The organism is Myxacorys chilensis (assembly GCF_059505265.1).
This window is the reverse complement of record NZ_JCACKG010000298.1, coordinates 1-26,715: the sequence shown is the minus strand read 5'-3', so window position 1 is coordinate 26,715 and position 26,715 is coordinate 1. Positions and strand designations below refer to the sequence as shown.

The window sequence follows — 26,715 nt, the reverse complement described above, 5'->3', positions numbered from 1 at the left end:
CCATCTTTTTCACGTTGAACTGAAACACTTTATGCATGATTAGATAATCAGCAAAGCAATCGTTTTACGAAATCATTCAATGTCCCATTCCACTTCGAGATGAGTAAACCCACGATTCATGAGGGCGGGAATGCGAGCGAATTCTTGATTGGGACGAAGGCGAAGATTTGACAACCGCGATGCTAAAACTTCCAACGCGATTCGTCCTTCCCGACGTGCCAAGTTTGAACCAATACAGTGATGAACCCCATGACCAAATGCGAGATGGTTACTCGTGGTTTGCTTAAATCGCTCAAGCTCAAAGCGATCGCTATCAGAGTATTGCGCTTCATCTCGGTTCGCAGAGCCATACATCAAGAAGAGTTGAGTGCCCTTCGGTAATGCAATGCCCGAGAGCGAAACATCTTGAGTAGTTGTCCGAATCATGGCAGGGACAGGCGCATCGTAGCGGAGAATTTCTTCGATCGCCGTTGGAATTAAGGCGGAATTATCGCAGAGCGATTGCCAGCGTTCTGGTTGCTCTAACAAAACTTTTAAGCCATTGCTAATCAGATGGCTAGTGGTCTTATGTCCAGCTACGATTAAGCCACACAACACAATCACTAATTCATTTAAGCTCAAGTCAGAATCCTGAATATCACTGATTAAGTCATGGCAGGGCATCTGGCGGCGTTCTTGAATCAATCCGGCAACCATGTTTTGAAGATTAACAAAGCTACGGGCACAGTTAAGCTGTTGGTCAGGTGCTAACGGCGATGAAAATAATGCAGTCATGTCCTGACACCACTGTTTGATGTCTGCCATCCGGTCTAGAGGAACGCCATACATTGTAAGAATAGTTTCGAGCGGCAATGGATAAGCGAATCGCGCAATGATGTCTACATGACCATCATTTACAAAACTATCGACAAGTCGGTTTGCGATCGCACGAATCGAATTTTCCATTGCCTGAAGTTTCTCAGGGGCGAATGCTTTTAGAAATGGCGCACGCAAGCGTTTATGCTGATCGCCATCGCTATTTACTAAGTCGGATACAAAGGGAAATCCTTGTCTGAGCACGTCAATTACTTCTGGGCTGTAGCGAACGATTGGTTTGAGATTGTCAGCGGAAGAGTAACAAACAGGATCTTTCAGAACAGTAAGAATGTCTGCGTACCGAGTGACAACGTAACCATTTAACACGGGGCTGTGAAAGATCGCTTCCTCGGATCTCGCCTGTTTGTAAAAGGAGTAGGGATCGTCTAATTGCGGATTGACAAACGGTTGAAAGATTTGTCCCATGTGAGGACAGGTTTTCTTCTCGGTTGAGCTTGTTGATTCAATCATGATAGTTTCCTTTTGCTTTAGCTAGATTTACGCAAAGATTCCTAGTTGGTGGCGAATTGAATAGCAGATGATGACAATTGCATTATGTCTACGTTATCTGTTACGTTGTTTTCGATGTTTCTAACCTGTTATTTGGGTGTTCTAAACGTGACGGGCAAAGATTTCGGTCCGTGGAATACAAGGTTGTCTGCCCACTGAACGGTTTCATTCATCAAACGAAGCTCAGGCAAACGATTAAGCAAAACATTTAGCGCAATTTGAGCTTCAGCGCGAGCTAACACAAAGCCTAAACAGAAGTGAATCCCGCTGCCAAAGCCGCAATGTTTGCAATCTTCGCGCCCAACATCAAGCACATCTGGATTAATAAAGCGATCGGGATCTCGGTTGGCAGATCCCAACATTAACCCCACATGATCGCCGCGTCGGATTAGTTTTCCGCCGATCTCAATGTCGGTATAAGCCCAGCGTGTCACCATCTGCACCGGACTGTCGTACCGAATCAGTTCTTCGATCGCGCTGGGAATCAGTTCGGGGTGCGATCGCACTCGATGCAGTGCGTCTGGGTTCCGAAGTAGGGCTAGAATTCCTTTAGTGATGAGGTTGATCGTGGTTTCATGACCTGCGGTGAGCAGATGAATGCAGGTCGCCAGGATTTCGTCGTCGTTCAGTTTGTCGCCGTCCTCTTGCGCTTTCACCAACGCTGTAATTAGATCCTGACGGGGGGTTGCGTGACGCTGGGCAATTGCTGATTTAAAGTATTCGATAAATCCTTGAGTTGCTTGTTCCGCTTGTTCGTAAGCTTCTGGTGATGGAGTCAGGCGAGATGCACTCGCATGTTGCAGCGCTAATGCCCACTGGCGAAACAACGGGCGATCAGCCGGATCCACACCAAGTAGATTACCAATCACCATCACGGGCAAAGGAAATGCAAAATCTTCAACAATGTCGATAACACCATTTAGATGAATGCGATCGAGTAAGCCATCGGCAATGTCACAAATAGCGGGACGCAGATTTTCAACGATTTTGGGAGAAAACACTTTGTTAACCAGCGATCGCAGTCGCGTATGGTTAGGCGGATCGTGAAACACCATCCAATTGTTCACCATCGAGCTAAATCCTCGATAGGCAGGAGGAACGGGTGCGCCGACTCCATCGTCTCGCACTCGCCACGCTTCGCGCCCAAAGTTCGGGCTTTCTAGTACTTGAACCACATCCTCGTATCGGAACAAATACCAAGCACCGGGTAAACGGGAAGAGGAAATGCCCCAATGAACCGGATCTAACTCTCGATAGCGGCGGTAGATCGGATAGGGATCGGCAATCACTTCTGGAGTAAAGGGGTTGAGTCGCAAAATTGTAGAACTTGTCATCACTCACCTGCTACAACATAATTGGCTTGGGCGGAGAGGCGTCTTAGAGAACGAGTTCGAGGGGAAACCGGAGGCTCGCCAACATCTGCATCATCTGCTCGCGTCCTTCTTGAAACGCCCGTGCTACAGAAGGCCTGGATTCTAGACGTTTGACGTAATCGCTTAGTCTAGGGAAATGCGAGTAGCTGTAGACCCAGCGAAGATAGGCGAGAGTGGGAGCAGCCGCGCAATCTGCTAAGGAAAACGTGTCGCCCGTGAGCCATAGTCGGTTCTCTAATCGCTGATCTAAAAGCTGGCAAGCGGTTTCTAATAATCGATGGGCTTTGATCACCTCCCTCTGCTCCTGGTCTGGACGCTGAGTATTGGCAAACAGCACTTCACGTCCGCTGTTGATATACACGTCAATGAGCCGCTCGATTATGCGCGTTTCTAGAGCTTGATCTGGTTCTTTGGGAATTAGTTGAGGATCGGGTTGAATGCGATCGAGGTATTCAATGATGATGCTGGCCTCAAATATCACTTGGCTCTCATCGGTTACTAGCGTTGGAACTTTGATGAACGGGTTAGTTTGGCGGTAGCGATCGCGTTCCTGAGCATCAAACAAATTGACCTCAACTGGATCGAAATTAATTTGCTTTTCGTACAGCGCAATTAAAACGCGCTGCGAGTAGGATGAGGCAGGAGCGTAGTAGAGCTTCATATCAGCATCCCCGGACTTGATCGATCAGTGCGCCTGGATCGTGAGGGAGAACGTCACCCCGCCATGCCACGTGTCCATCTGGTCGAACCAAGACATACGATCGCTGATACAGTTTGGCAATTTCAGGATTCTCGATACAAACTACGCTCAGAGGCACGCGTCGCTCCTGGCAGACGTTCTCAATGCCTTTCACGCCACCTTTACCCTGGAAACAAACCAGCACAAATCCATGACCAAACAAATCCAACGTCGATTTACCGGGTTCTATCCACGCGTGAGGGGCACGGCAGCCGGGGTAACTGGTTTGAGTCCACTCATGCGCGTTGTTGGTGGGCGGGACACCATCAGGGCAAATTGTAGGCGAGTCGTAGCGGAACCCAAAGTGAACCCCAGGCGCATCAAACTCGTTGCAGACATCGCTTCGTTCTAGCTGCTCAGTCATCTGCTGGCGGGCTTGCTCTCCTTCTGGAGAATCCAGCACGATCGCATCTGGTAAGGTGCGCTTCAAGGTGCGCTGAAGATTCGCGTTCGATTCTTCTAAATTGCGAACGGCAATCGGGCGACGGTCGCTCTCGTAAGTATCCAGCAAATTACTGCCTGCCCAGCCTTTGATCGTTGCCGCCAATTTCCATCCCAGATCCACCGCATCACAGATGCCCGTATTCATGCCAAACCCACCCGATGGAGACAGCGTATGAGCCGAGTCGCCGACGAAAAAGACGCGATCGCAGCGAAACTGATCCGCGACACGGTGAGTCAAATACCACATCACACTAGACAGAATTTCGATCGGAGTCTCGATGCCGATCGCTTCTCGTACAGCCGCTTCTGGGTCGCACGGCTCACCGTTTGCTTGAGGGGTTGCCGTGAGGCGAAATAGATCCTTTCCGTTAATCGATCGCAGCGGATAGCGCAAAGTTTTAGGCGTCATTAGGTAGAACACCAAGGCTTTGCGCCCCTCAAGAATCGTGGGCAGTTCTGGGGCTTTGAAGAGAATGTTCTGAAATACTCGCGTGGCGTGAAAAGCAGGAGCTTCAACCCCACACGCTTTCCGCATTGGGCTGCGAGCGCCATCGCACGCCACCATGTATTTAGCCGTGATTGTTTGTGTCTTTCCAGTGTCCAAAAAAGTGGCTTGAGCAGTCACGCCCGTTTCAGTCTGAACAAACTTCTCCACGCGGCAGTTGAGATAGACAGGTCCGTTGGAATAGGTTCCAACATTTCGCAGCAGCAAAGGTAGCAACCAGTGTTGCGGACAGGGATGCTCAGGTTCTGGGGTATAGCGGGGTAGCGATCGCGCCTTTGCTGATGGAAATTTCAGCCGATAGATCTCGTGTCCTGCAAGTGCTGTTACCCAGGCCACATCAAGCGAATGGTCTTCGACCCAGCCTGCATCCCGGACTTGTTGCGCGATGCCCCACCGACGGAACAGCTCCATCGAGCGCGGCCCGACCGTGCCGACTTTAGGATGAGTTACAACTCCATCGGTTTCTTCAACGACGATGCAATCGATCCCTTGGTGGCGAAGTTCAAGCGCTAACGCCAGTCCGACAGGTCCGCCGCCAACAATTAGAACATCTGTTTCGAGCGTGGAGGTAGTCATAGTTAGATCACCAGAATGAATGAAATAGTGAACTTGAATTGCGTAAATACAAATGCGAGCCTCAACGTCTGTGTTAATGCGAGGTAAAATCTTCTGCCATGTCTGCAAAGAACGTTGCGTAAAAATCAAACAGCTCGTACACGGTACTTTGAATCACTTCACACGTCCGCGCCTTTTGTCCTAATCGCTCGAACCGACGCGCGATCGCACTGCACGCGATTGATGGAGTCGGAATGTAGATTGGCATGTCAATCTCGAAGGCGGGGCCCGCCGTTCTACCGCGTTTGCCAGATGGCAGCGTCATCAGCAGTTCGCCTAAGGGACGCATCATTCCGGTCATAATGTCGATTCCAGCGTTCATCCACTTGGAGCGCCGCAGGCTGGCGTTGGGCATAAAGCCAAAGTGTTGCACCATCATCTGCATCATCAGGAAATAGCATTCGTCATAAATTTCCATCACGGTACGAGTTTGGGGAACCGTGACGATCGTGGTCGTGCAGTCTCGATCGTGCAGCGTCGGATTGCGCAGCGCTGGATAAGCGGGATTCCAAGGAATCGGGCGACCCGTTGAGGTTTCCATCATCTGCTGCTGAGCAAAGGCATCTGCCATGCGGCGAAATTGTTGAAAATGCGATTTCTCAAACTTGGGTGAGTCTGGATCGCAGCCTTCGCCTTGTTCCACAATTACATCGATCGCAAACAGGGCACTTTTGACATCATCCACCTCAAATTGATAGTCGGGATGCGCTTTGTTAATGTCTTCCCGCAAAAACAGATGATGTTCGCCGCCTGCACCCTTCTTTTTAGGACAAACAGACAAATCAGGAATAGTTTCCAATCCTTCGCGAATTTGGCGGTATAGCTCACTGAGAGAACCGTAGGCATGGCTGGAATTCTCCTCAAGCACGTCTTCGGAACCGCTAGAGACATCATCAACCTCGTGCGCTAGCTCTTCCTCCAGAAAATCGGGATATTCAAATCGCATAAAGCGCTGAACAGTTGTTGCGTTGAAGGGTTCGAGGGCAAAATCAGTTTCGATCGGGAAGCGGCGGTTAATCTCACCAAAGTTTGGAACAGCCGGATAGAACGGTTCTCCAATCGCCATCAGAATGTTATTCACCATGAGAAAGTGAATCATTTCCTCGTGCGACACTTCTAGCAATACGCCTCGCATTCCATAGTCACGTACTTCCTGGTTGTCACCACACGCTAATCGCAATTGCTCGGGTGTCCACAATTTTCGACGAACATATTCTTCTCCAGTGGCATAGTTAGGAATTGAGTAAGCCGCGTAAATGTATTGCAGCATGACCGCAACTTCTAGTTCTGCTGCATGTCGCAGCGCGACTACTAGCTCATCGCGCGTCTTAAGCGATCGCTGCATCTGTTTAGGAATCGGTTCAGGATTGGGAACATAGCCCACTTGCTGCTGATTGCATAGAAACTTGCGGAGCAGCATCGCTTGCGGTTGCGACATCTCGCGAGTAGGCGGTATATAATAGCTTTTCTGTTTGTTGTTGGGATCACTCATTTGCCACATTAATCGTGCGTAGGTTTCGACTTTGCATTTGTCAGCGAGGCTAAAGACTTCTGCCTTCATAAACGAGAAGCACTGCTCGTAATACGCCAAAATGTGTTTGTAAATCAGCTCAAAATTGACGGCTTCATCTGGAATGTCGTTTAAGTACCAATCGTTCGGGAGGACTCGCACCGCAAACGAGCCTGCACCTGACCAAAAGCCGAATAAATCGTCGTTGTCGTAAGCTGCGATCGCGTTATCCACATCATCCGTGCACAGCAAATCGTGTGGATGTTCCGAGAGCAGCACTCGTGTTGTTCCAGACTGAATTCCGCGCAGGGTAATCCATCCGCGCCCGTCTTTATCCGTTGAAATCACTGTCTTAGAGTTAAACTCACCCCCCTCTTCTCGCTGACCCGGTTTGAACTCCACCATGTTCAGCTCAGAGGGATGAGGAAAATGGAACGAACGACCTGCGTTTGCCGGATTTTGCTCAAACTGGTAGCGCAGTTGCGGCAGTCCTTTAGGATTGTAGAATTGTTGTAGGTAAATGGTTTCGACGGAGGCAGGGCGACCTCGGATTAGCGATCGCACCTCTACTTCAACAGCGAAATCTTCGTTCTGCTGCCAATTCGGAAATTCTAAAAATAGGCACGCATCATTGACCTGAAGATTGACTTCTTTTTCCTGAACCAAGACTTGCCGCTGTCCGTTGGGCAAGGTTCCGATAATGCACAAACCCTGACTTTCAATGTCATCCTGTAACTGCTCAAACGGTGCGGCTAACGGAACATCGACGACACCACTCGTCAAACCATGCGCCTGTTTCTGATACGCCTGGGTTGAAATTCGGGCGACTAGGCGTTGACTGTGAACGGTTCGTAGTTCTAACTCACCGAGATTTAGCTTTGCCGCGATCGCATGAGTTGGTCCTAATTCTGCTTTGGTTGCCCGTCCCACACCAGGAACGGCTGTTACCAAATTCAGACTGGCCACTTCAGGCGTGATTTTAACGGTGAGATTAGACAGTGTTTTGGCGTGCGGTGCGCGGTTAGGAATGAGTAACCGACCGTGTGGATAAGTCTGCATCTCGCCATCACACCACAACCCGATCGTGCCGTGTAACTCCCAGAACACAGGAGAATCCGGCTTTAGAGGGGTAGACATATTGCTCAACCCAAACTGCACCACTAGCCCTAGTACATCGTCTCGATTCATTGCCTCCCGCATCATCGAAACAGTCGGCGACTGGACGACTTCTTCACTCCACAACCAGTCGTCTGTTTTGGAAATCGTAAACTGATGCAGTGCCGACCGTTTGAACTCAGCATTGAGGCAATGCTCAGGCAAGTCGTGGAGGTGATCAAAATTCTGCCAGCGAGCGGGTTGAACGCCTTCAATCGGGGCTGAAAGCATGTTGGCAACGTCATGAGAGCGTTCCTGTCTCCCAAACGTCAATTGACCAATTGGACAACGTGGTTGTCCAATTGGAAGCCGGATCGCAGTCAAACACGCGGGCACGGTTAAACGTTGTTCCAAGATATTCGTTGTAGTGCCCCCACAGATCAATGCTGCGTCCAACCACGGGATCATGCTCATCAACTTCAAATGGTTGCCGTTGAGCGCTGACAATCTTGGCGTCGATCGCGAAGTGACCGTTGCCGCCAAAGTCCCATCCCATTGCCATGCTGAATGCTCCATCCGGGTCAAATTGTCCTTCAGCATTAAATCGAGGTTCTAAGCGATGGAGAGCCTCGTGGTACTCCGATATAGGGCTTTCAGGATCAACGCGATCGCCGTTTAGGTAGACCGTGTTGGTACTCAAATCGACCAATCCATTTTTGTGTCCGGTCGGGGCATGGATGCGAGCAAAGCCCCCAAAATGCAGGCGAGGAAAATCTAAAATGCTCATAGCAAATGACCGCGAAAGGAATGAAGCTTGACTGCACAAGTTGACTACACGAACCGTTAAGCCAAGTTATGCAGGAGTACGTCGTCAAGCTAGGGATGAAGGATGGCGCATCAGGTTCAGATAGGCATCGGCGCATTAAGACTCGTGTGTAGGTGCAAAAATGTAGAAGCAGGATTAAATGTGTCTACAGGCGTTGAGGAACGGCTCGAAGTGATCAACGGCTTGTGAGCTACAATGTCGCGCACAGACTCTAGCGCGGACTCTATTGAGCCTTGCAGCCAAGCCGGGAACCTGGAGCAATGCTCACCTGCAAAAAAGAGCGTTTTCTGAGGTCGGGCAGCTTCTAAATAATTGCTGTGCGGATCTGACGATTGAGAACAGTCATCACCCCAATGAACTGTGCAGCCACCTGCACTCCATTTATAGTTGCCCCAAGCAATTGAGGCGGCTCCCACTAGCATACCAGGAGCGGCAAGTTGGGGATGAAGTTTGCTCACAACTCGTTGAACATGATAATAGCGATCGCGCTCTGAAAGCGCTGCCATTCGGTCTGCATCATCACCAATGGTGTAGCTTGCCAGCAACGAACTCCCTTGATCGGAGTTGAATTTGACTGAAGGGTAATAGGTTTGACGAACGCCTTCGCCGCTAAAGGATGCCCCTCCGTTAATGCCATCTTCTTCCCAAAAAGGTTCTGTACAATGAAACGCAACTTTTGTGGCTGGGCAATAGACAGTGTTACGAATTGAATCAAGTTTGGCATTGTCAAATCCAATCAATTCCAGTTTTCGCAAAACTGAGAATGGAATAGTACACAGAACGTAATCAGATTGGCGAGTTTTAAGCTTTCCATCCTCTAGCCATGTCACGATAACGCCGTTGTTTTGAACATGAAGTGAAACGACTTCTCGATCGCACTGAATAGGAGCATGAATCGCAGCAACTAAGCGATCGATAATCTGATCCATGCCGCCTTCAATTTGTAATAAATCGTGGCTTGTTTCGGTCAGAATGTCACTAAAAAACATATCTAGGGCCGTACTGCAGCGCGCTCGAAATCCCAAATTTGACTTTAAGAAAGCAGGAAGATCGATCGTCTGACCGTTTTCACTAAAGTACATCTCTAAGTCAATTCGTTCGAGTTCGTCCATCAGGTGAGATTGCAGGTCTCGGTCTAAACTGTCGCGCAATGTTTCGGGAGAAATGGTATCGACAATCGTTTTGAGCCAAGCGGCAAAAAGCCGGGTTTTCTCGCTATAGCGCGAGTCTTGAAAAATGCCTTGGTAACGAGATTGCAGGAGACGCGGAGCATCTTTCATGCGAAACACATTGCCCTCAATATTCATCAACGCATTGTCTTCCTCGAAAACTGTCACAAACTTACGCAATTTATCTGCGAGTCCTAATTCGTGAACATAATGCAAAACATGCTGATGCTCACTTGGAATTCGCATCGCTCCAAGTTCTGCATACGGTGCGCCGGGTTCTTGACCAAACCGATGTGTCCACACTCGACCGCCAACGCGTGAACTGCCTTCCAGAATTTCTACTTCATGACCCAAGCGCTCTAATTCGTAAGCCGCAATCAAGCCTGCAATTCCGGCTCCAAGAATGGTGATGCGTTTACCAGAGGTTTGATTGATTAATTTGCACTGGTTCAGGAATGTTCTGGTATCCATCTTGAGTAACTCCACAATCTACGAGTTCAATACAAAAGCTGATAAGCAACGGTTCGAGCTTGGATTGACTAACAAACCTTTTCACGCTGGCTTTGCATGATTTATGCAGGGCACATGCGATCTCTTCGCGATCGCACCATCCAGCACAGACATTACCGAACTTACGCGATGTGCAACTAATCCTTGAAAGGGAAGTCCCACTGGCACAATGCTAGAAGTACAACCTATCTAGCGTGAGTGGGACAAATGTTTTCTATTGAAGGTTTATCATTGCTGAACCGCGACTTGTCCAGCATCTTCGGCATCCAGCCATGTTCTTTGAGATATTGCTGTGACGGTCGATGATTGCCGCCAAAGAATTGGGCTGTAACTAGGGCAGTCGTGTCCACTTCAGCATCGCTCATTTGCACTCGGCAGTCTTCGTCGTGCCCAATCGCTTTCAGCAGATCGTCAGCGATGGCATAGATTAGCGCTGAAGCGCAACTCCGAAGGAACCGCTATAATTTCGGTAATCATTTTTGTTTCTCTCCAGGTGTAACAGACCTTGAAGAGATTTTATTGGTTTGATTGCCATCACCGCTTCTAACTAGCAACTTGGATTACTTACCTGTTTAGACCAACAGCAAAATACTGAAACCGACGCGGTACACTGAGAAAGTCTCTTGAGGAAACAGTGATGGCGCGCCCGAATAGTAAGACCGAAAGATCTGTACAAGAATCCCCCTTGACAGATGCTCAAGAGTTAGATGCTCAAGAGTTAGATGCTCAAGAGCCAGTAGCCCCTGAAGACGTGTCTGGCTCTGATGTGTTTGAATCCGTGGAAGACAGTCAGGATGTCGATAGCATCTTGAATTCTCTCAAAACCTTGCTTAGTAGCGTAGAGAAGCTTCAAAAAATCCGTCAGGAAGTTGGCGATATCAAACCCTTGCTTACACGGATGCTAGACGGTGAACTGGTTTCTGGTGAAGATCTAGAAATGCTCAAAACGGGTGTAGGAGGTCTTTTTCGTTTGGTCCGGGCATACAGCGATCACCAAGCAGCGTTGGCAAAAGCACAGTCTGCTAGGAAACTGCTAGATGAGGTGCTGAGAGTACCTGGTTCTAGTTAAAAGGGGCACAAATTAGAAGCTTTGGGTTCTATTGGTCGGGGGTCGTGCCAGTCGTTCAACAAGTCGTATCAAGGACGGTGGAACTCTCACGTCTGAATTAAGATTGCTATTGTTACAAACTGAAGCAACCCTTCATAAGAGTGCAAAGAAATCAAGTCTAGAAGCACACAAGCGTTTCAAGTCTTTCTGAGTTTCACTTGAAAGATGACTTCAAGGCAACATTATGCAACGTTCATCTGCTCAAAAAGCAAAACTTAATCGCCTTGGAGACTTCGCTAAGCTGTTTCTCAAACTAGGCATCATTGGTTTTAGTGGGCCTAACGCCCACATTGCCATGATGGAAGATGAAGTCGTGCGAAGGCGGGAGTAGCTCACACGGGATCAGTTTCTCGATTTGATCGGCGCAACAAATCTAATGCGAGGTTCAAATTCTACTGAAATAGCTATCCAGATCGGGTATCTTTATGCCGGATGGCTAGGGCTGATTGTGGCTGGGGTTGGTTTTATCTTACCTGCGATTTTGATCACGATTGGCTTGGGCCTACGTTGCGTTGGGAGCGATCCCACAAGTTGCAAGCGACATTCATCGGCTATGTCATTGCAGGTGTTCCTAGTGCTGTTGTCGCTACGATTGGAATTTTTTGCCTTTGTTTATCTTTGTGATTGCGCTAAATCCTTTAATTCCTTATTTGCGCCGCTCGACCTGAACATTTGCATTTCTTGACGCTGTGAATGCCAGTGCTTTGGCACTGATGGTAGTCGTTACATTGCAGTTAGCAATCTCGACTTTGGCAAGATTAACGATTCTTTATGTTGATGTTTTAGCCGTTACGATCGCTATCGCCAGCGCTATCCTAGCGATTCGGCTGCACATCAACGCCGCGGGGTTGGTGTTGGGTGGAGCAGCGATTGGCTGGATAGCGTTTTCGTTGGGATACATCCGCTGAACAAACTCTTGGTCACAAATTACTACCAGGGATTACCCACCAGGGTAAAGGCTGCCCAATAATAAGGATGAGCCAGATCGCTCTTGTCTAACGTTGCTAACTCAGATGCAAGCGGAATAGATTGAGGCTGTAGTAATTGATGACCCGGTTTAAGCGATCGCGGCAGTTGAAGCTGCCCCTTCACAATCGATACTTTTCCGGTTGCCATCGCAACTTGGGCTTGCCTAAGAGCTTCAGCTTTGATTTTGATTTGGGAATCGCTTAACTGGTGATAAAACTCGCTCATTAGGGCTAATGTTCCTTCATCGCTGACATACCACAAACTGGCAAGGGCAGATTTGACGCCCGACTGTGCTGCTAATCCAGCAAATCCTAATTCTGATTCTGTATCCCCGATCGCCGTTTTACAGGCACTTAGAACGAGGAGTTCGACGGGCGGATTGTTCAGTCCTAGCTCTCGGATTTGATTGAGCCTTAGCTTGCGATTCCAAAATTGAATGTAGGAATTTTCTGGAGCACCTGGTTTAAATTCACTGTGGGTAGCAAGATGCAAAATGCCGTAAGGCTGCTGACGACGACTGGCAATCAAATTGCTGGTTGTAAACGAATCGTTAAGTAGCGATCGGCTCTCTTGCCAATGTTGCGTAATCAGCGATAGCTCGATCGGAACCGCTGGCAACGCAACGAGATCTTTAAATTTAGAGGCTCCCATTGCTAGCATTTTGCTGTTTTTGATGTTGGTGTAGCGCGTGTCCGTCAGGCTCAAGCTCGGCATCAACCCAACGCTGTACTGTTCGATCAAAAACTTCTGACCGTCATGCAGCGCCGCAAGCGGCAGCGATCGCAGCCCGCTATCCATCAAAAACACAAGATTGGTAATTCGATTTGCCTTCAAATCTGGTTCGATGGGGCGAATGATTGATTTGTAAAGCGCCTGCGCGGGTTCAAAGTATTCATCGCTGGTGCGATCCGTAACGGCAGCTAAAAACCGTTGCGCTTCGGCTAAAATCGATTTTCGCGTTGCGTTGTAAATCACTTTGCGAATCGGTTTCCCTTTTGCGGTGATCACAATCAGTTCTAACGCATCATGATCTTGCTTCGGCAGTTGTACAAGTGATTTTGTTTTTGGCTCTAACTTGGCGACGCTCGGTAAGAATGTGACGTAAATAAACGCGGGTCGCGCTCCTGTTTCTTGTTCGACGTTCGCCGCGATCGCACGTGCTTGGTCGATGGTCATGGGTGCAGCGTCTTTACCTAGACCAAAGTGATCTCGAAACTCTTTTGCAAAATTGATATCGATGCTTTCTACCTCAGTCAAATTAGCATCTGTCAAATTAGAGTAGGAACTCATTCCGGGTTGAAGAGCGCTATCTTTCGTGACGTTGGCAATAGTTAAGATAGGAGACGGCTCAGGCGAGATGGGTAAGGAAGGGGGTTGAGGTGACGTTACCTCAGGCGGCGTTATCTCAGGCAGTGTTACTTCGGGTGGAATCACCGGAACAGGCGCAGGTGCGGTGATGAGCCGGATATCACTCGGTGCTGTGCCCTGGATATAAGTATAGGGAAATGACCCTTGAAGGATTTGATTGTCTCCGGTAGTTAGCGTGCCTGCGGTTCCATTGCTGGGGTTAGACTGACCGACAGTAAACGGGACACCTAAATTGCCACCGCCATGTCGAATCTCAATGAATCCACCCCTCGATGCTCCGTCCGTTGCGATGCTCGCTCCAGATCTGAGCGTATCTGTTGCTCGGAAAAATCGCTCTGTGCTGATCAAGACATTGCCGCCTTGAAGTGCGCCACGGGCATCGATCGAGGCGACTTCAATATCTTGTCGTGGATCAAGTAAAACGTTGCCTCCTGTATTAGAACGACCACTTGCATCAATCCTGCCGCTTGTAATCCGCTCGATCGCTCTCACTGCGATGTCTCCTCCAGAACCACCAGAAGAAAGCAAATTGCCCGTTGCGATCGATCCGGTTTGGCTTGTGAGCGTAATCGTTCCACCTGAGAACGAATCGTTATCTGTAGAAGTATTAATTCGATTGACTGTGATATCTCCAATTGAGGTAACAGTAACGTTGCCTCCAGCGTTTCCAAAACCTTCTCCAAAGGAGCTAGAATCTAAATTGTTGCTGCTAATGGTGTTGGCTTGAAGATTGATAGTTCCGCCATTGGTTGTCACTGCTGCTAGAAGCTCAAGCGTTTGATTGCTCACGGCTTTGAACGAACCGCCTTCTGTTGAAATGATGTCTGATGCGCTCAGATTTCCAGTGCTATTAAGATCGAGATTGCCACCAGAGGTATTCACGGCTCCTAGAATTTCAACTTGCCCTCCTGCGATCGCGGCATTTGCTCCACTCGTGTCGAGTGCTCCATCTATTCTCACAGCATTCGTTGCCAAAATATCCAATTCACCACCAGCAGTAAAGATCCCGCCGCCAATCTCGATGTTGCCTGCCCGAATCACGGTATCTGATCCACGGGCTGTAATCGTTGGCAAACCACTGGGAGTGGGTGACAATGCTCGATTCAGTAAGATTGCTTCTGATGCAACCAGCGTTGCCCCCCCACCCAAAGAGGTAACGTCTGACGATCCGTAAGCCAGTTCTCCGATCTGAATTGTTTTTGCGCTGATGTTGATCGCGCCGCCCTGACCCACGCTTTGAGTATCAATTCCATCAACCGTAACGTTGCCTTGACTGCTTTGAGCAGACAGGTTTCCTCCGCGAGTCGTAATCGTTTTCGCCGTTACGCCTGCTTGTCCTTCAAGAATGACCTGCAAATTGGGTTCGCTACCCGAAATATTGCCGACTCTAATTTCGCTCGTCGTGGGTGTCCCTATCTCACCTTCTAGTGCAGGGTCGCCAAAACTATCGTACGTTTCTGGACTAATCGTGGTGTAGTCTGCGCCTGACCGAAGAATCAGGGCAAGATTTGACGCAAGAAAGGGGCTATCTGGATCAGAACACTCGGCGCTGCAAAGGCTAGTGTCTGCCCCAGTAATTAGAATGTCGCCGATTTCAATTTTGCCTGTCGCTTCAATTTTGAGTGACGTGCCTTCGTAGCTGTCTAGGGTCACATCGCCGTCTACGAGTAGGATTGGGTCGTAAAGACTAATGAATTTTCCAGGAGAGTGGTCACGACGGCGGATCGAAAAACCCTTTCCACTCTTAAAGTGGGCGTCTCCAGACACGCTGCGATCGCTCACCAACCTCATGCTGCCGCTACTCACAAACGGAGTTTTGTTTAAATGATTGAGCGCCAAAATATCGATGCCCTGATTGCCTTGAATATAGAGATTTCCGCCTGCTTGAGCGTTAAACGGATTGGCGATGCTATCCCGAATCAAGACTGAATTCTGAGCGAGTAAATCTAGATTGCCAGTGGTTTGCAGTTGACTCTCAACTAGAGTTAGATCGTGAGTGGCAGACAGCAGAGCGTGTTGTGCTTTAAGATGTTTCGCAACGACATCTCCAGCATTAACTGAAATGCCTGATCCAGTTAAGGTAACGGTTCCGTCTTCATTCACCGTTGTTCCTGTGGCATTGGCAAGGGTTCCTCCAGTTAACAATTGCGCAAGGGCTACCCCTTTGGAACTGGTTTCTGCACTTCCTGGAGAGTTGTTAATTGGCGTTAATTCTAAACTCGTTAATTCTAAACTTAAGAGGCTACCCGCTTGGCTCACTCGAACGACGTTCTGCCCCGGAACTGCGGCTACAATGATCTGTCCGTTCGGTGCAGAAAGCTGTCCAGAGCTGAGAACTGTACCACCTAGTAACGTGAGATTCTGCCCTTGAGAAACCGCTAAATTAGCTGCATTGACGATCGCGCCTGGTTGTAGAGCGGTGAAGCTAAAGCTGTTGGGACTTCCATTCAAGTCTGCGTAGCGGTTTGTGTTAGTGGCAGTGAATTCATTGCGATTAATAGATCCATTGTAATTAGCAAATCCAATTCCATCAGCGGTAACAGCCGTGAAAGACGCAGGAACATTCAACTGAGCGCTAGACCCGAAGACGATTCCCGCTGGGTTCATCAGAAACAGGTTTGAGTTGCCGCCTGTGACTTGCAGCAGTCCGTTAATGAGGGAAGCATCTCCCCCAGTCACCCGCCCTAAAATATTGTGAATCGAAGGATTAGACAGAAAATTGGCGATTTGCTGCTGATTTAGCCCAAATTGCGAGAAGCTATGGAAGAGGTTTTTTCCATCAGACGATAACTGTCCACCACTGATGTCGATTCTGTTACCGTGCGGAGTTGAGATCGTCGCTGTACCGTCAGGGGCTGGAGTAATTGATTGCGCCCATCCGGGCTGGTTGAACAGAAGGGTCAGAAGCAGCGATCCGACTAGAACTTGGGGGGCAGCATTCATAGAACAGATTCTTGGGAACCAATGCGACCTCTACAGGTTTCCCGAAAATTCTCTGAAATTTATATTTGCTCGAAGGCAGCGGCTGACAAGGAGAAAAGTAAACAGATTGATACGATTAGTAATGATTAAAAGGGACTGTTAGACGCGGATTAGAGGAATATCTGTCCTTAGACACTTCTGCTAGAACCTATCTTCGCATTTGATTAGCAATTGTCTTAGAGTAAGAGTTAGAGGTAGTGCGAGTGTCTTACCTGTGTGTTTGCGAAGCAACTAGCCGTAGCGAATTGAGATGCTGGGACTACAACTATTTCCTCATTAATTTATGACTAGCTACTTACACTTAATTAATTCAGAACTGCTATGAAATCTTCTCTCAAGCGCTCAGTCCTATTTCTATCGCTGCTGATCGGGCTGCCGATCACAAGTTGCGCTGGGATCCGCGACCTCAGCACCGTCCAGCAACAGCCCAGCGTTAGCCCAAGTCCAGGCCAGACTCAGCCTACGCCTACGCCTACGCCCTCTCAGCAAGCGGTTTCAACCACCAGCCTCCAGAATGATTTGAGCGCGGTTACTCCAGTCGTCGAGCAAGTCGGACCTGCGGTAGTTCGCATCAACTCTACCCGCACCGTCCGCGAATCGGTGGATCAATTCGGCATTGATCAATTTTTGGGGCGGCAGCGATCGCCAAGACAGGAGGTTCAACGCGGTACAGGGTCAGGATTTATTACCAGTGCTGACGGGCAGATCATCACAAATGCGCATGTGGTCGAAGGAGCCGATAGAGTTACTGTGGTATTGAAAGATGGGCGTCGTTTTCCGGGTAAAGTGTTAGGAGCCGACCCATTGAGTGATGTCGCCGTTGTTCGGATTGAAGCCACAGATTTGCCAACCGTTCGATTAGGCAATTCTGATCAACTCGTTCCGGGTCAGCTTGCGATCGCCATTGGTAATCCGCTCGGTCTTAGCAATACCGTAACGCAAGGCATCATCAGCGCGACTGATCGGTCAACCAGTGATATTGGCATTCCTGATAAGCGCATCAACTTCATTCAAACCGATGCAGCAATCAATCCAGGCAATTCTGGAGGACCTTTGCTGAACGGTGCTGGAGAAGTAATCGGCGTGAATACGGCAATTATTCAGGGCGCTCAGGGACTCGGCTTTGCCATTCCGATCAACACTGTGCAGAAGGTTGCTCAACAGCTTGCCACAACGGGACGGGTTGAGTATCCATACATTGGCGTGCAGATGACAGAGTTATCTCCAGAACTGCAATCGCAGATCAATCAAAGTAATCTCGGGTTTCAAGTCACGCAAACTGAAGGCGTCGTGGTGCTGAAAGTGTTACCCAATTCCCCCGCCGCGCAAGCAAAATTGCGTCCTGGTGATGTAATCACAAATATTAACAGAACTGCAATTGAAACTGGTGGACAAATTCAACAGCAAGTGGACGCAACGGGAATCAATAAGCCCATGAGCGTTACGGTGAATCGAAATGGGCAGACGCAACAGCTGACGATTCGACCGGAAGCACTGCCGGAGCAGAATCTTGCGCAGCGGGGAGGATAGATAGGAACGCCTGCGGCAACGCTAACGTAAGGAGGGATAAGAGCAAGCCTAATCGTTTTTCATCCCTCATCCCTCATCCCTCATCCTTCTAACGATCTCTTTCTTGCGTCAGACGCGATCGCTAGCCTCAATCGCTACTTTAAAGCTGACCTTTGTTGGCTGTCTTCTCCCATGAGCTATTCTGCCGATCTACTCAAAGACCAGAAAGCATTAGTCACTGGTGCTAGTTCAGGGATTGGGGAAGCCGTGGCTAGGTATCTTGCCCAAGCAGGTGCTGCCGTTGTGGTTAATTACCGCTCCGAGCAAGAGGATGCTGAGAAGATTGTGCAGGAGATTCGAGCCAGCGGGGGAGACGCGATCGCGATTGGTGCTGATGTCTCAAAAGAAGAAGAAGTCAGCGCGATGTTTGAGCAAATGCTTCGCGAATTTGGCACAATCGATATTTTAGTCAACAATGCTGGCATCCAAAACGATGCGTCATTTTTAGAAATGACGTTGCAGCAGTGGAATAGCGTGATTGATGTCAACCTCACGGGGCAGTTTCTCTGTGCCCGTGAAGCCGCTAAAGAATTTATGCGACGGGGTGTTAAGCCCAATGTATCCTGTGCGGCAGGCAAAATTATTTGTATGAGTTCCGTCCACGAAGTGATTCCTTGGGCAGGACATGTGAATTACGCGGCGAGTAAAGGCGGCATCAATCTGATGATGCGAAGTATTGCTCAAGAACTTGCGCCTCATAAAATTCGAGTCAACAGCATTGCTCCCGGCGCAATTAAGACCGACATTAATACCGAGGCGTGGAGTTCTCCTGAAGAAGCGGCTGAATTGCGAAAGCTCATTCCGTCTGACAGAATCGGGGTTCCAGATGATGTGGCAAAGGCGGCTATTTGGTTGGCATCAGACGATTCTGATTATGTGACGGGAACAACGCTTTTTATCGATGGTGGAATGGCGCTCTATCCCGCCTTCGCGCATGGGGGATAGTTCTTATATAAATTGCGTTCACTCAAGTATTGACGAAAGCCTAAGCTAGGCATTAGCGAATGATTTTAATACTTGCACCACTAGAATTGCGGCTCGCAACACCATAAATAGGGTGAGTGCCATCCACAATAGAGTTGAATTATGCGTATACCAAGCAATGATTCCCAGAGGAACAAACCCAACGATCGCAGCGCCCATAACCGATTGTCTTAAGATGCGTCCTGCGGTTAGTCCTAGAAAGTAGCCATCTAGCATGTACGCGATCGCGCCAGATCCAAGAATTGGCAGCAGCCACCCAACTGATTGAGCCACCCCGGCTAGTACGTTTGTGTGATTGGTGAGCAATCGAAACAACGGAATAGGCATGAGAATAAACGCGATCGCGATGAGCAACCCTACGCTCAAACTTGCCACTCCTGAGACAATTAGCAATTGTTTCAACCCTGCAACATCATTTCGTCCCCCAAATAATCCTGCCCATGTTTCTGTTGCAAACGCAAATCCATCCACAAAATAGGCAGTGAGTGTCACAACTTGCAATAGCAGCGTATTGACAGCGAGAATTTCTGTACCAAACGCTGAGCTTAAATTTGTGAATACAGCAAATGTTGAGATTAAAACAAACGTGCGAATGGTGATTTCTCGGTTCAAGACAAATGCTGCTTTTAGGGCTGGCGGATCAAGGATTTGATGAGAGAGGGACTGAACCTGTTTCCAAGAAACCGCTTGAGCAAATAGGAGCAGCGCGATCGCAAGCATTACATATTGGCTCAGCGCGGTTGCCCAGCCTGCCCCTGCACTCTGCCATCCCAACCGTACAATAAACCAATAATCCAATCCAACACTGGCAACATTGCCGACCACTGAGAGCAGCAGCACTTTAGCACTCTGCGCTCTGCCTAAAAACCATCCCAGCAGCACAAAATTGAGCAGCGTTGCCGGAGCGCCCCAAATCATCGCGCTGTAAAAGGTTTGACCCGAACGTTTGACTTCTTCGCTCGCACTCAACAGTGAGAATCCGACTTGTCCCAAGGGAGCCTGCAACAGCACCAAAACCAACCCTAACGCGATCGCGATCCCGCCGTTCCGCAGCGCGATCAGCACGACATCATCCTGATTGCCGCGTCCTAAGGCTTGAGCAGTCGTTCCCGTTGTGCCCATGCGTAAAAAGCCAAACGTCCAGTAAAGGTAACTGAAGAGAACAGTGGCTAACGACACGCCTGCTAAATGTCGAATGTCGGCTAAATGACCCAAAAAGGCGATGTCCATCCAGCCTGCTAGGGGAACCATTAAATTCGAGAAAATGTTGACGATCGCAAGCCTAAAGAATGCATTGACGGCGAACCCATTCGATGATGGAGGAACTGGAGAGGGGGGCTGCATGGGGTACTTTGCTGAAATGGTCTTGCGCTACAAGGGAATCTGCAACACCAATCTGCCTATGATAGACAACTTCTAAAGTTGTCGTGGCATTCCTCGAACGAGCGGAGTTCACATCGTTGGGTTCACATCATTCTTGAGACTGGTACAGGATTTGAGTTAATCTTAGTGGCGCTCCCCTTAATACTCATTTCTGCTCATGGCAAACGCTCCTAAACTGATCAACGAAAGTCTTTCGTTTGAAGGTACAGTCGGCTTCTACAGTCATGACTCTAGCGCCTGCAATAGCGAGATGAAATTTGCAATCTATCAGCCACCGCAGGCTAAAGAACGTCCGCTTCCGATTCTCTACTTTCTCTCTGGCTTGACCTGCACAGAAGAAAATTTTATGGTCAAAGCAGGGGCACAACGGCTTGCCGCTCATCATGGGCTGATTCTCGTGACGCCCGATACGAGTCCTCGTCAGGCTGGCATCAAGGGAGAAGACGACAGTTGGGACTTTGGAACGGGCGCAGGATTTTATGTCGATGCCACAAATCAGCCTTGGAACACGCATTATCGGATGTATACGTATATCACTGAAGAACTGCCCACGTTGATTGGGCGATATTTTCCTGTTAATGCTGACCGACAAGGCATTTTTGGGCATTCGATGGGAGGACATGGCGCGTTGGTTTGTGCATTGCGAAATCCGGATCGATATCGATCTGTTTCTGCTTTCGCTCCTATTTGCGCTCCGATGCAGTGTCCTTGGGGCCAAAAAGCCTTCTCCCATTACTTAGGTTCTGATCAAACCCATTGGCGCGATTATGATGCTAGTGAACTCGTTCGCGTTTCAAAATTTCATAGTTCAATTCTAATTGATCAAGGAACCTATGATCAATTTTTGACCTCACAACTGCTACCAGACGTATTTAAGAGAGCGTGTGACGAAGCTAATCAATCGTTAACGTTACGATTACAAGCAGGATATGACCATAGCTATTACTTCATTGCAACCTTTATTGAAGACCACATGCATCACCACGCGATCGCACTCTATGCTTAAAGGAGTTCAATCCGTAGATCAGTGGAAATAGATCAGAGAAAACCGAGGTAGCAAAAAATACTTTGGTTCAGAAATATACGTAAATTCTGTCAGGGAGCCGGTTCGTCGTCGCGCCTAAAATAGATTGCTAGCAATTCTCGAACCCGGGCGACCATCATGATTCTCAGTGACATTGCATCAGGTACAAGCATCTATCCTCTCAGCACCGTACGGAGCGATCGCACCCTTACCAAAGACATTCAACAACGCCTCACCAACCTTGGCTTTTCCCTCGGAGCCATTGATGGCCTGTGGGGAGCTAAAACTCAAGCCGCTTTTGATGCGTTTGCAAAAAGGAGCCAAGTTCGATCCGACGAACTCAGTCCTAAAACAGCACAATTGCTATTACCCGTCGTTGCTTCCCCGCCAAAGCCCTCTCCCAGTCCTCAACCTGCACCAACACCCAACCCCGCTCCTCAGCCAACCCAGCCGCCTCTACCAACAACCTTAAGAGCGATCGCAACGGGAAGCTATACGTGGTCTATCGATCAAGTCAGCGCCAGTACAGTGCTATCTAAAGCTGTGCAGCAAAGCTTAGACATTTTGGGACATCAGCCTGGGTTCGCAGACGGATTTTGGGGAGCTAAAACTCAAGCGGCTTATATCAGCTTTGCAAAAACCTATCAATTTAATCCGAACGAATTATCTCCTGAAGCGGCTCTAGGGATGCTAGAACCTTCGGTTCCAGGAATTTTGGTGGCTCGTCCAACAAAGCGATTAGTCGCTGACGATTATCGCAAGATTGCTCAGTCGATTGGTTGTTCGGTCGCGGCGGTGCGTGCTGTTGCCGAAGTCGAAGCGGCAGGGTCAGGCTTCTTCCGGGATGGGCGACCAAAGATTTTGTTTGAAGCCCACTGGTTTTCTGAGTTTACTAGAGGTCGCTACGATCGCTGGTATGGAGATATTTCTAGCCCCGTTTGGAATCGTAGATTGTACATCGGTGGTGTCGGAGAATGGGATCGACTGTATAAAGCCCTGTGCCTGGATCGAAATGCAGCACTCAAATCTGCTTCTTGGGGTCTGGGACAAATTATGGGCTTTAATTACACCCTGGCTGGATATAGCGATGTGCAACAGTTGGTGCAAGACATGCACGAGAGCGAAGGAAAACAACTGTTGGCGATGTTCAACTTCATTCAAGCGAACAAGCTCGATCGCTACTTAGCGAATTTAGATTGGGCAGGATTTGCGTATCGGTACAATGGAGAAAGCTACTGGCAAAATCAGTACGATAAACAATTAGCCGATGCTTACCGCTATTGGATGAATGTTGCTTAATCGTTGTTCTTAATGATTAAAGTCTTGTATTAGTAACCTCATCTCTCCGGAGATGGGGTTTGATTTTAGGATGATTCGCTCATTTCGCCGTCGCTTTCGTTTGCATCTCATACTGCGCCCGATGGCGATCGCTAGCCGTGACATATTCAGGGTCAGTCTTGGCGATCTGCCACTGTTCGTAGAAAATCTTGGCAGATTCGGCTTTGATCGGATCTTCTTCGCGTGGCAAAACGGTTTTCGTGCCCTTGGCGTATTTTTGACCAGACTTGTGATTGGCATAGCGCCGCGATCGTGTGTAGCCCATTTGCAGAAATTTACGTGCCATGTCCATGCCCACAAAATCGCCTTGGGCTTTGTAGTCGAGAAACAGGCTGTAAATTTTAGCGGCAGATTGGCGAGCAATTTCTGGCGTTTTAAATTTCCAGTGGGGCAAAATTTCGCTCTTATAGGGTTCTACAAGCAGCACTCCTTGTTCACCTCGACCAATGCGGTAGAGTTCTGGATGCTGCCGAAAGTCAGTTGTTTTGAAGTCTAGTAAATAATCAAATTCCATTTTTGTGGTGGACATATCGAAACAACTCTATACCCCTCAAATTTTATTGATTTGGAGAAATAGAGCATCCAGCTTGAGTATGGGGTGCCGCTTTAGGATCGAAGATTAAATAAGGTGTAATTCTTCAGCTATGTCTGTCAGCTAGAGAGCAGAGACACCAGGTGGAGCAATGCAACCTTACCCTGCCGTAATAGAAATCCAAATGCAACGATACTAACCCTCTCCCTCTCCTAAGAAACAAGTTGAGTGGAGGGTGCAGCAACAAGCTCAAACCCCAATGCTTGCGCCTTTTTGCGGAGACCTTTGACCATCTGTTCCTGGTAGCGTTGCTCGTAGTAAACGGGATAGTGATGGTTCACCAATGTCATCACCGTCCTCGTCCAGAACCAAGCTTTCGTACGAGCCAGACGCATCAGTGAGGGGTCGGTCTTAACTGTCAAGGCACGACATCAGTTTAGAAAATGGCACAGCGGAATTCTGTTTCTTTCAAACATAAGGCTTTCAAACATGAGGAGCAGGATTGCTCTTGGACAGCTTCGGTCACTCTACAAAGAGGAATTTAGAATGGGGATAGAGAGTTTCAGAGTACTCTAGGATTCATGTCTACTTCTAGAGAGGCTCGACCCACCATTCGATTTGTGGATGAGTACGGCCAATTGTATGCGGGGTTATTTCCAGAAGTGCGCAGCTTTGAAGCCTTTAAGCTGTTGCATTTGGGGATGATTAGCGAGATTAGACGCAAGTCCTTGCCCACAAACTCCCGGTCTGTCGTTAGACGGCAATGTCTCGTTCACCGACTTGCTCTAAAACCTGATTGAACAATGCCATGCGCTCATCACTGTTGGAATTGCCGCGTTTATCCAACAAGCACCAGACGACGGGAAAGGCAACCCCCTCATGCACCACACCGAGCATCAGGATGTTAAAGATGCAGTCGCCAAACTGCCACTCGCTTCAATCCAGTGATAATGTCCATGATTCCGGAATCGCCATGAGTGCCATCACGATTTGAGCAATCTGGGCATCATTGAGTTCAGAGGAACGGAAAACCGTTGCAAGCGTTTGTAGTGAGAATCCGTTTGCGCCTTACCACTAAAGCCCATAGCTAGCTCAGCAAAGTTTACGGTTTTGACCCGCAATAGGGCAATCAGAAAAGCAGCCACAAAGCTCAATCTTGCTCCATGCCAAGCCATGTGAGGACGCAAAGCATCGCGCAGTGAAGTAACTTGATTCATAAGGGTTTCATGGTCAAAGAATGTAGTAATTCTCATGAAACCCTTTCCTATTCAGTCTTCGCAAGCTTTTGTCCTGTACTTAGATTCTTACCTAAAAGTAACATTATGCCGTTGTCTCAGTCGCCCACTTCCTCGTGTCCTTCGGAGTTGCGCTCTGCGCTAATCGCAGGTCTTTACGAAGCGTGTATCGGTGTACCCAATTTAGATACAGCGATCCAGTATTGGGAGCAGTTTGGGTATCGTGTCGGTGAAGAAGGGAACCTTTCAGCAACGATTAGCGCAAAGCGCAACACAAACGGAAGCGCTCAAGCGTTGTATCACGTCAATTCATCTTTACGCTCAGTGCGCCTACGGCATCAAACTGCGGATCATGGCTTGATCCGCTTAATGCAATGGCAGCAGCCACAGAATGAGGGATTGGGGCTTGAATCCATGAAAGTGAGAGGCAATCGTTGGGCGACGACACTCACAGCGGATGTGTTAACTATTCTCAATCAGGCTGAAGAAGCACATCGAACAGGATTACCAATTCGATATACGATGCCGCATTGGGAAATCATCTACAACAAAGATCGGACAATGCGTCCGTTTATCGATCCTGCGATCGGGGTCCGGGAAATGCTATTGCTGCAGCCATTCACGCGACAGGTTTTATTTCAACGCTTTGGCTATGCACTGCTACATTACGGACACATTCACGATCAGTCTGCATTTAAAGCGAGTCAAATCACTCATATGGGTTTGGTGATTCAGGATGACAGCAAGGAAACACTTAAGTTTTATGAGGACGTTTTGGGATTGTTGCGATCGCGCGATGATGTGAAGACCAGCTATGAGTCTTCGCAGGCAGGACGGCAGATGTTTGATTTGCAACCCGGTGAAGAATTTTTCGTGACTGCATTTGATGATCCTCGATCGTCGGTGACGGATTTACAAGCGGCTCGCTCTGGCAGACTGTACATTGTTCGATTTCCAGAAGCTTACTCGTTGCCGAGTCGGTTTGAGATGGCGCGGCCTGGGTGTTTGGGAATGTCGCTGTACACCTATCGGGTGGGAGACATTGAGGGATATCGCGATCGCGTGCAGAGAAGTTCTGCTCAAGCCGTCACAGAGATATGTAATAACGAATTTGGCGATCGTAGTTTTTCGTTTACTGCCCCAGATGGTTATTTTTGGACGCTCGTTGAAGGCTAGTCTACTGGTGCAGCAATCGGAAATGTTTCTCCAGCCAGGTAAGCGTCAAAATGCTTCTGAAAGTAGAGCCAGGAGGTCATATCTTCATCGTCGAGTGGGGCGGCTGGTGCGTGTCGATAAAGCTGCATTCGGGTGTTGATTTCATCTTGCAGCAAAGGCGGCAACTGATCAAAATCATTCACCTTGTTCCCAGAAGCGCTGTAAATCAGATGTCCGGCTCGATTGCCCATTTTCATCCAAGGCACCCAAGGACCAATGCGATCCCAACTCAACCACAGTTTAGAAACCGATGGCAGATTCACGTTAAACAAATCGGCAGTGGGAACCACAAATTTGAACAGCTCCGCCGCTTGATAATCGGGGTTGGAACTGTATTCTGCAAACTTCGGATCAGTCAGCGGATTTGGATACGCAGGAAAGATATCAAAGACGAACGTTGTCGTTTCATCATCCACTTGGGCGGGAAATTGCCCTTCAAAGTCACCTTGAACTGGGTTGTTAGCAACATGCATCACGGGTAACACTTCCTCAGTCCAAGGATTTTTCCAGGTGTGTAGTTTCTCCCCGGTTTTTGGATCTAAGTAATACGTTAATTCTCTAGAGGTAAACGTCCAGCTATTTTCTTCGGTTGCAAGACATCGGCTCACACTCATGCCCACCATGTCGAACAAGCGTTTCCGTTTCTCGCCCGGAACAAAGGCGTAAATCGAACCTGTCCAGACTAAAAAGGTTGAGCGTGAAGGATCGAGGGACGATCGCACCTTCACCCAATATTGAGCATCCAGTAATTGAGTTGAAACCGTCATCTTCAAATTCCATCGTGTTGCTTAATTATCTAACACCAACTTACTACAGTTGTAGATCGTTCATTGGCAGGTTGAAGGGCTGTCCCCTTC

At 48.6% G+C, this 26,715-nt stretch carries 23 protein-coding genes and 2 pseudogenes; 10 read left to right on the top strand and 15 right to left on the bottom strand.

Annotated features, from left to right (window positions below; genetic code table 11):
- Positions 1-72 precede the first annotated feature (72 nt).
- From AC5JLB_RS29805 to AC5JLB_RS29770, 8 genes and pseudogenes are all read right to left on the bottom strand, one after another.
- Complete coding sequence (locus AC5JLB_RS29805) at positions 73-1,326, bottom strand: cytochrome P450 (protein ID WP_495877440.1); 1,254 nt, start codon at positions 1,324-1,326, stop codon at positions 73-75.
- Positions 1,327-1,454: 128 nt separating this feature from the next.
- The gene (locus AC5JLB_RS29800) at positions 1,455-2,699 is read right to left on the bottom strand and encodes a cytochrome P450 (protein WP_495877439.1); all 1,245 of its coding nucleotides are present in this window, start codon (positions 2,697-2,699) and stop codon (positions 1,455-1,457) included.
- Positions 2,700-2,742: 43 nt separating this feature from the next.
- Positions 2,743-3,399 (bottom strand): glutathione S-transferase family protein, encoded by a 657-nt coding sequence (locus AC5JLB_RS29795; protein WP_495877438.1) that lies wholly within the window; start codon positions 3,397-3,399, stop codon positions 2,743-2,745.
- Position 3,400: 1 nt separating this feature from the next.
- Positions 3,401-5,002 carry an FAD-dependent monooxygenase gene (locus AC5JLB_RS29790; protein WP_495877437.1) on the bottom strand — a complete coding sequence of 534 codons (1,602 nt, stop codon included), beginning with the start codon at positions 5,000-5,002 and terminating at the stop codon, positions 3,401-3,403.
- 73 nt (positions 5,003-5,075) lie between these two features.
- Entirely contained in the window at positions 5,076-7,937 is a 2,862-nt protein-coding gene (locus AC5JLB_RS29785; protein ID WP_495877436.1) for a ferritin-like domain-containing protein, read from the bottom strand.
- Positions 7,938-7,947: 10 nt separating this feature from the next.
- A complete protein-coding gene (locus AC5JLB_RS29780; RefSeq protein ID WP_495877435.1) occupies positions 7,948-8,433 on the bottom strand; it encodes a hypothetical protein in 486 nt (161 codons plus the stop codon).
- A 116-nt stretch (positions 8,434-8,549) separates the two neighbouring features.
- Positions 8,550-10,112, bottom strand: coding sequence for a flavin monoamine oxidase family protein (locus AC5JLB_RS29775; protein ID WP_495877434.1), 1,563 nt, complete (start codon positions 10,110-10,112; stop codon positions 8,550-8,552).
- A gap of 272 nt (positions 10,113-10,384) precedes the next feature.
- Positions 10,385-10,579 (bottom strand): annotated as a pseudogene (locus AC5JLB_RS29770) (IS982 family transposase); the annotation flags it as partial.
- Positions 10,580-10,788: 209 nt separating this feature from the next.
- Here AC5JLB_RS29770 and AC5JLB_RS29765 point away from each other — a divergent pair.
- The 4 genes from AC5JLB_RS29765 to AC5JLB_RS29750 all read left to right on the top strand — a co-directional run bounded on the left by AC5JLB_RS29765 (position 10,789) and on the right by AC5JLB_RS29750 (position 12,167).
- On the top strand, positions 10,789-11,220 hold the full coding sequence (locus tag AC5JLB_RS29765; RefSeq protein WP_495877433.1) for a hypothetical protein: 432 nt from the start codon (positions 10,789-10,791) through the stop codon (positions 11,218-11,220).
- Positions 11,221-11,443: 223 nt separating this feature from the next.
- On the top strand, positions 11,444-11,590 hold the full coding sequence (locus AC5JLB_RS29760) for a chromate transporter (protein WP_495877432.1): 147 nt from the start codon (positions 11,444-11,446) through the stop codon (positions 11,588-11,590).
- Positions 11,591-11,635: 45 nt separating this feature from the next.
- Positions 11,636-11,944 (top strand): hypothetical protein, encoded by a 309-nt coding sequence (locus tag AC5JLB_RS29755; RefSeq protein ID WP_495877431.1) that lies wholly within the window; start codon positions 11,636-11,638, stop codon positions 11,942-11,944.
- 4 nt (positions 11,945-11,948) lie between these two features.
- Positions 11,949-12,167: a hypothetical protein gene (locus AC5JLB_RS29750; RefSeq protein ID WP_495877430.1), complete on the top strand. Its 219-nt coding sequence runs from the start codon at positions 11,949-11,951 to the stop codon at positions 12,165-12,167.
- 22 nt (positions 12,168-12,189) lie between these two features.
- Here AC5JLB_RS29750 and AC5JLB_RS29745 read toward each other — a convergent pair whose 3' ends face one another.
- Entirely contained in the window at positions 12,190-16,539 is a 4,350-nt protein-coding gene (locus tag AC5JLB_RS29745; RefSeq protein ID WP_495877429.1) for a CHAT domain-containing protein, read from the bottom strand.
- Between the two features lie 360 nt (positions 16,540-16,899).
- Here AC5JLB_RS29745 and AC5JLB_RS29740 point away from each other — a divergent pair, with 360 nt between their 5' ends.
- Together AC5JLB_RS29740 and AC5JLB_RS29735 are read left to right on the top strand one after the other, a co-directional pair.
- Positions 16,900-18,108: an HhoA/HhoB/HtrA family serine endopeptidase gene (locus tag AC5JLB_RS29740; RefSeq protein WP_495877428.1), complete on the top strand. Its 1,209-nt coding sequence runs from the start codon at positions 16,900-16,902 to the stop codon at positions 18,106-18,108.
- A 171-nt stretch (positions 18,109-18,279) separates the two neighbouring features.
- A complete protein-coding gene (locus AC5JLB_RS29735; RefSeq protein WP_495877427.1) occupies positions 18,280-19,092 on the top strand; it encodes an SDR family oxidoreductase in 813 nt (270 codons plus the stop codon).
- 45 nt (positions 19,093-19,137) lie between these two features.
- Here the strand turns inward: AC5JLB_RS29735 and gntT are convergent, their stop codons facing one another.
- Complete coding sequence (gntT, locus tag AC5JLB_RS29730; protein ID WP_495877426.1) at positions 19,138-20,475, bottom strand: guanitoxin biosynthesis MATE family efflux transporter GntT; 1,338 nt, start codon at positions 20,473-20,475, stop codon at positions 19,138-19,140.
- Between the two features lie 196 nt (positions 20,476-20,671).
- On the opposite strand from gntT, the gene fghA reads away from it, so the two are divergent.
- The gene (fghA, locus tag AC5JLB_RS29725; protein ID WP_495877425.1) at positions 20,672-21,520 is read left to right on the top strand and encodes an S-formylglutathione hydrolase; all 849 of its coding nucleotides are present in this window, start codon (positions 20,672-20,674) and stop codon (positions 21,518-21,520) included.
- A 156-nt stretch (positions 21,521-21,676) separates the two neighbouring features.
- Positions 21,677-22,837: an N-acetylmuramidase domain-containing protein gene (locus AC5JLB_RS29720; RefSeq protein ID WP_495877424.1), complete on the top strand. Its 1,161-nt coding sequence runs from the start codon at positions 21,677-21,679 to the stop codon at positions 22,835-22,837.
- Between the two features lie 79 nt (positions 22,838-22,916).
- Here AC5JLB_RS29720 and AC5JLB_RS29715 read toward each other — a convergent pair whose 3' ends face one another.
- Both AC5JLB_RS29715 and AC5JLB_RS29710 read right to left on the bottom strand, forming a co-directional pair.
- Positions 22,917-23,405, bottom strand: a complete 489-nt coding sequence (locus AC5JLB_RS29715) for a DUF4385 domain-containing protein (protein ID WP_495877423.1) — start codon at positions 23,403-23,405, stop codon at positions 22,917-22,919.
- Between the two features lie 215 nt (positions 23,406-23,620).
- Positions 23,621-23,758 (bottom strand): hypothetical protein, encoded by a 138-nt coding sequence (locus AC5JLB_RS29710; RefSeq protein ID WP_495877422.1) that lies wholly within the window; start codon positions 23,756-23,758, stop codon positions 23,621-23,623.
- 231 nt (positions 23,759-23,989) lie between these two features.
- Here AC5JLB_RS29710 and AC5JLB_RS29705 point away from each other — a divergent pair.
- Positions 23,990-24,202 (top strand): annotated as a pseudogene (locus AC5JLB_RS29705) (IS701 family transposase); the annotation flags it as partial.
- On the opposite strand, the gene AC5JLB_RS29700 reads toward AC5JLB_RS29705, so the two are convergent.
- Together AC5JLB_RS29700 and AC5JLB_RS29695 are read right to left on the bottom strand one after the other, a co-directional pair.
- Positions 24,162-24,305: a hypothetical protein gene (locus AC5JLB_RS29700; protein WP_495877449.1), complete on the bottom strand. Its 144-nt coding sequence runs from the start codon at positions 24,303-24,305 to the stop codon at positions 24,162-24,164. The pseudogene AC5JLB_RS29705 and the gene AC5JLB_RS29700 sit on opposite strands and share 41 nt — an antisense overlap.
- 86 nt (positions 24,306-24,391) lie before the next feature.
- Complete coding sequence (locus tag AC5JLB_RS29695) at positions 24,392-24,661, bottom strand: hypothetical protein (protein WP_495877421.1); 270 nt, start codon at positions 24,659-24,661, stop codon at positions 24,392-24,394.
- A gap of 69 nt (positions 24,662-24,730) precedes the next feature.
- Here AC5JLB_RS29695 and AC5JLB_RS29690 point away from each other — a divergent pair, with 69 nt between their 5' ends.
- Positions 24,731-25,819, top strand: a complete 1,089-nt coding sequence (locus tag AC5JLB_RS29690) for a VOC family protein (RefSeq protein ID WP_495877420.1) — start codon at positions 24,731-24,733, stop codon at positions 25,817-25,819.
- Here the strand turns inward: AC5JLB_RS29690 and AC5JLB_RS29685 are convergent.
- On the bottom strand, positions 25,816-26,625 hold the full coding sequence (locus AC5JLB_RS29685) for a DUF1838 domain-containing protein (protein ID WP_495877419.1): 810 nt from the start codon (positions 26,623-26,625) through the stop codon (positions 25,816-25,818). The genes AC5JLB_RS29690 and AC5JLB_RS29685 overlap by 4 nt on opposite strands.
- Positions 26,626-26,715 lie beyond the last annotated feature (90 nt).

Coding starts and splice junctions, on each gene's coding strand:
- AC5JLB_RS29765 (WP_495877433.1), top strand. CDS start 10,789: ATGGCGCGCCCGAATAGTAAGACCGAAAGATCTGTACAAGAATCCCCC.
- AC5JLB_RS29710 (WP_495877422.1), bottom strand. CDS start 23,758: ATGACATTGGTGAACCATCACTATCCCGTTTACTACGAGCAACGCTAC.
- AC5JLB_RS29700 (WP_495877449.1), bottom strand. CDS start 24,305: ATGCTCGGTGTGGTGCATGAGGGGGTTGCCTTTCCCGTCGTCTGGTGC.
- AC5JLB_RS29780 (WP_495877435.1), bottom strand. CDS start 8,433: ATGAGCATTTTAGATTTTCCTCGCCTGCATTTTGGGGGCTTTGCTCGC.
- gntT (WP_495877426.1), bottom strand. CDS start 20,475: ATGCAGCCCCCCTCTCCAGTTCCTCCATCATCGAATGGGTTCGCCGTC.
- AC5JLB_RS29800 (WP_495877439.1), bottom strand. CDS start 2,699: ATGACAAGTTCTACAATTTTGCGACTCAACCCCTTTACTCCAGAAGTG.
- AC5JLB_RS29740 (WP_495877428.1), top strand. CDS start 16,900: ATGAAATCTTCTCTCAAGCGCTCAGTCCTATTTCTATCGCTGCTGATC.
- AC5JLB_RS29720 (WP_495877424.1), top strand. CDS start 21,677: ATGATTCTCAGTGACATTGCATCAGGTACAAGCATCTATCCTCTCAGC.
- AC5JLB_RS29735 (WP_495877427.1), top strand. CDS start 18,280: ATGAGCTATTCTGCCGATCTACTCAAAGACCAGAAAGCATTAGTCACT.
- AC5JLB_RS29790 (WP_495877437.1), bottom strand. CDS start 5,002: ATGACTACCTCCACGCTCGAAACAGATGTTCTAATTGTTGGCGGCGGA.
- AC5JLB_RS29695 (WP_495877421.1), bottom strand. CDS start 24,661: ATGAGAATTACTACATTCTTTGACCATGAAACCCTTATGAATCAAGTT.
- AC5JLB_RS29755 (WP_495877431.1), top strand. CDS start 11,636: ATGCGAGGTTCAAATTCTACTGAAATAGCTATCCAGATCGGGTATCTT.
- AC5JLB_RS29690 (WP_495877420.1), top strand. CDS start 24,731: ATGCCGTTGTCTCAGTCGCCCACTTCCTCGTGTCCTTCGGAGTTGCGC.
- AC5JLB_RS29795 (WP_495877438.1), bottom strand. CDS start 3,399: ATGAAGCTCTACTACGCTCCTGCCTCATCCTACTCGCAGCGCGTTTTA.
- AC5JLB_RS29715 (WP_495877423.1), bottom strand. CDS start 23,405: ATGTCCACCACAAAAATGGAATTTGATTATTTACTAGACTTCAAAACA.
- AC5JLB_RS29785 (WP_495877436.1), bottom strand. CDS start 7,937: ATGCTTTCAGCCCCGATTGAAGGCGTTCAACCCGCTCGCTGGCAGAAT.
- AC5JLB_RS29805 (WP_495877440.1), bottom strand. CDS start 1,326: ATGATTGAATCAACAAGCTCAACCGAGAAGAAAACCTGTCCTCACATG.
- AC5JLB_RS29760 (WP_495877432.1), top strand. CDS start 11,444: ATGCAACGTTCATCTGCTCAAAAAGCAAAACTTAATCGCCTTGGAGAC.
- AC5JLB_RS29775 (WP_495877434.1), bottom strand. CDS start 10,112: ATGGATACCAGAACATTCCTGAACCAGTGCAAATTAATCAATCAAACC.
- fghA (WP_495877425.1), top strand. CDS start 20,672: ATGGCAAACGCTCCTAAACTGATCAACGAAAGTCTTTCGTTTGAAGGT.
- AC5JLB_RS29685 (WP_495877419.1), bottom strand. CDS start 26,625: ATGACGGTTTCAACTCAATTACTGGATGCTCAATATTGGGTGAAGGTG.
- AC5JLB_RS29745 (WP_495877429.1), bottom strand. CDS start 16,539: ATGAATGCTGCCCCCCAAGTTCTAGTCGGATCGCTGCTTCTGACCCTT.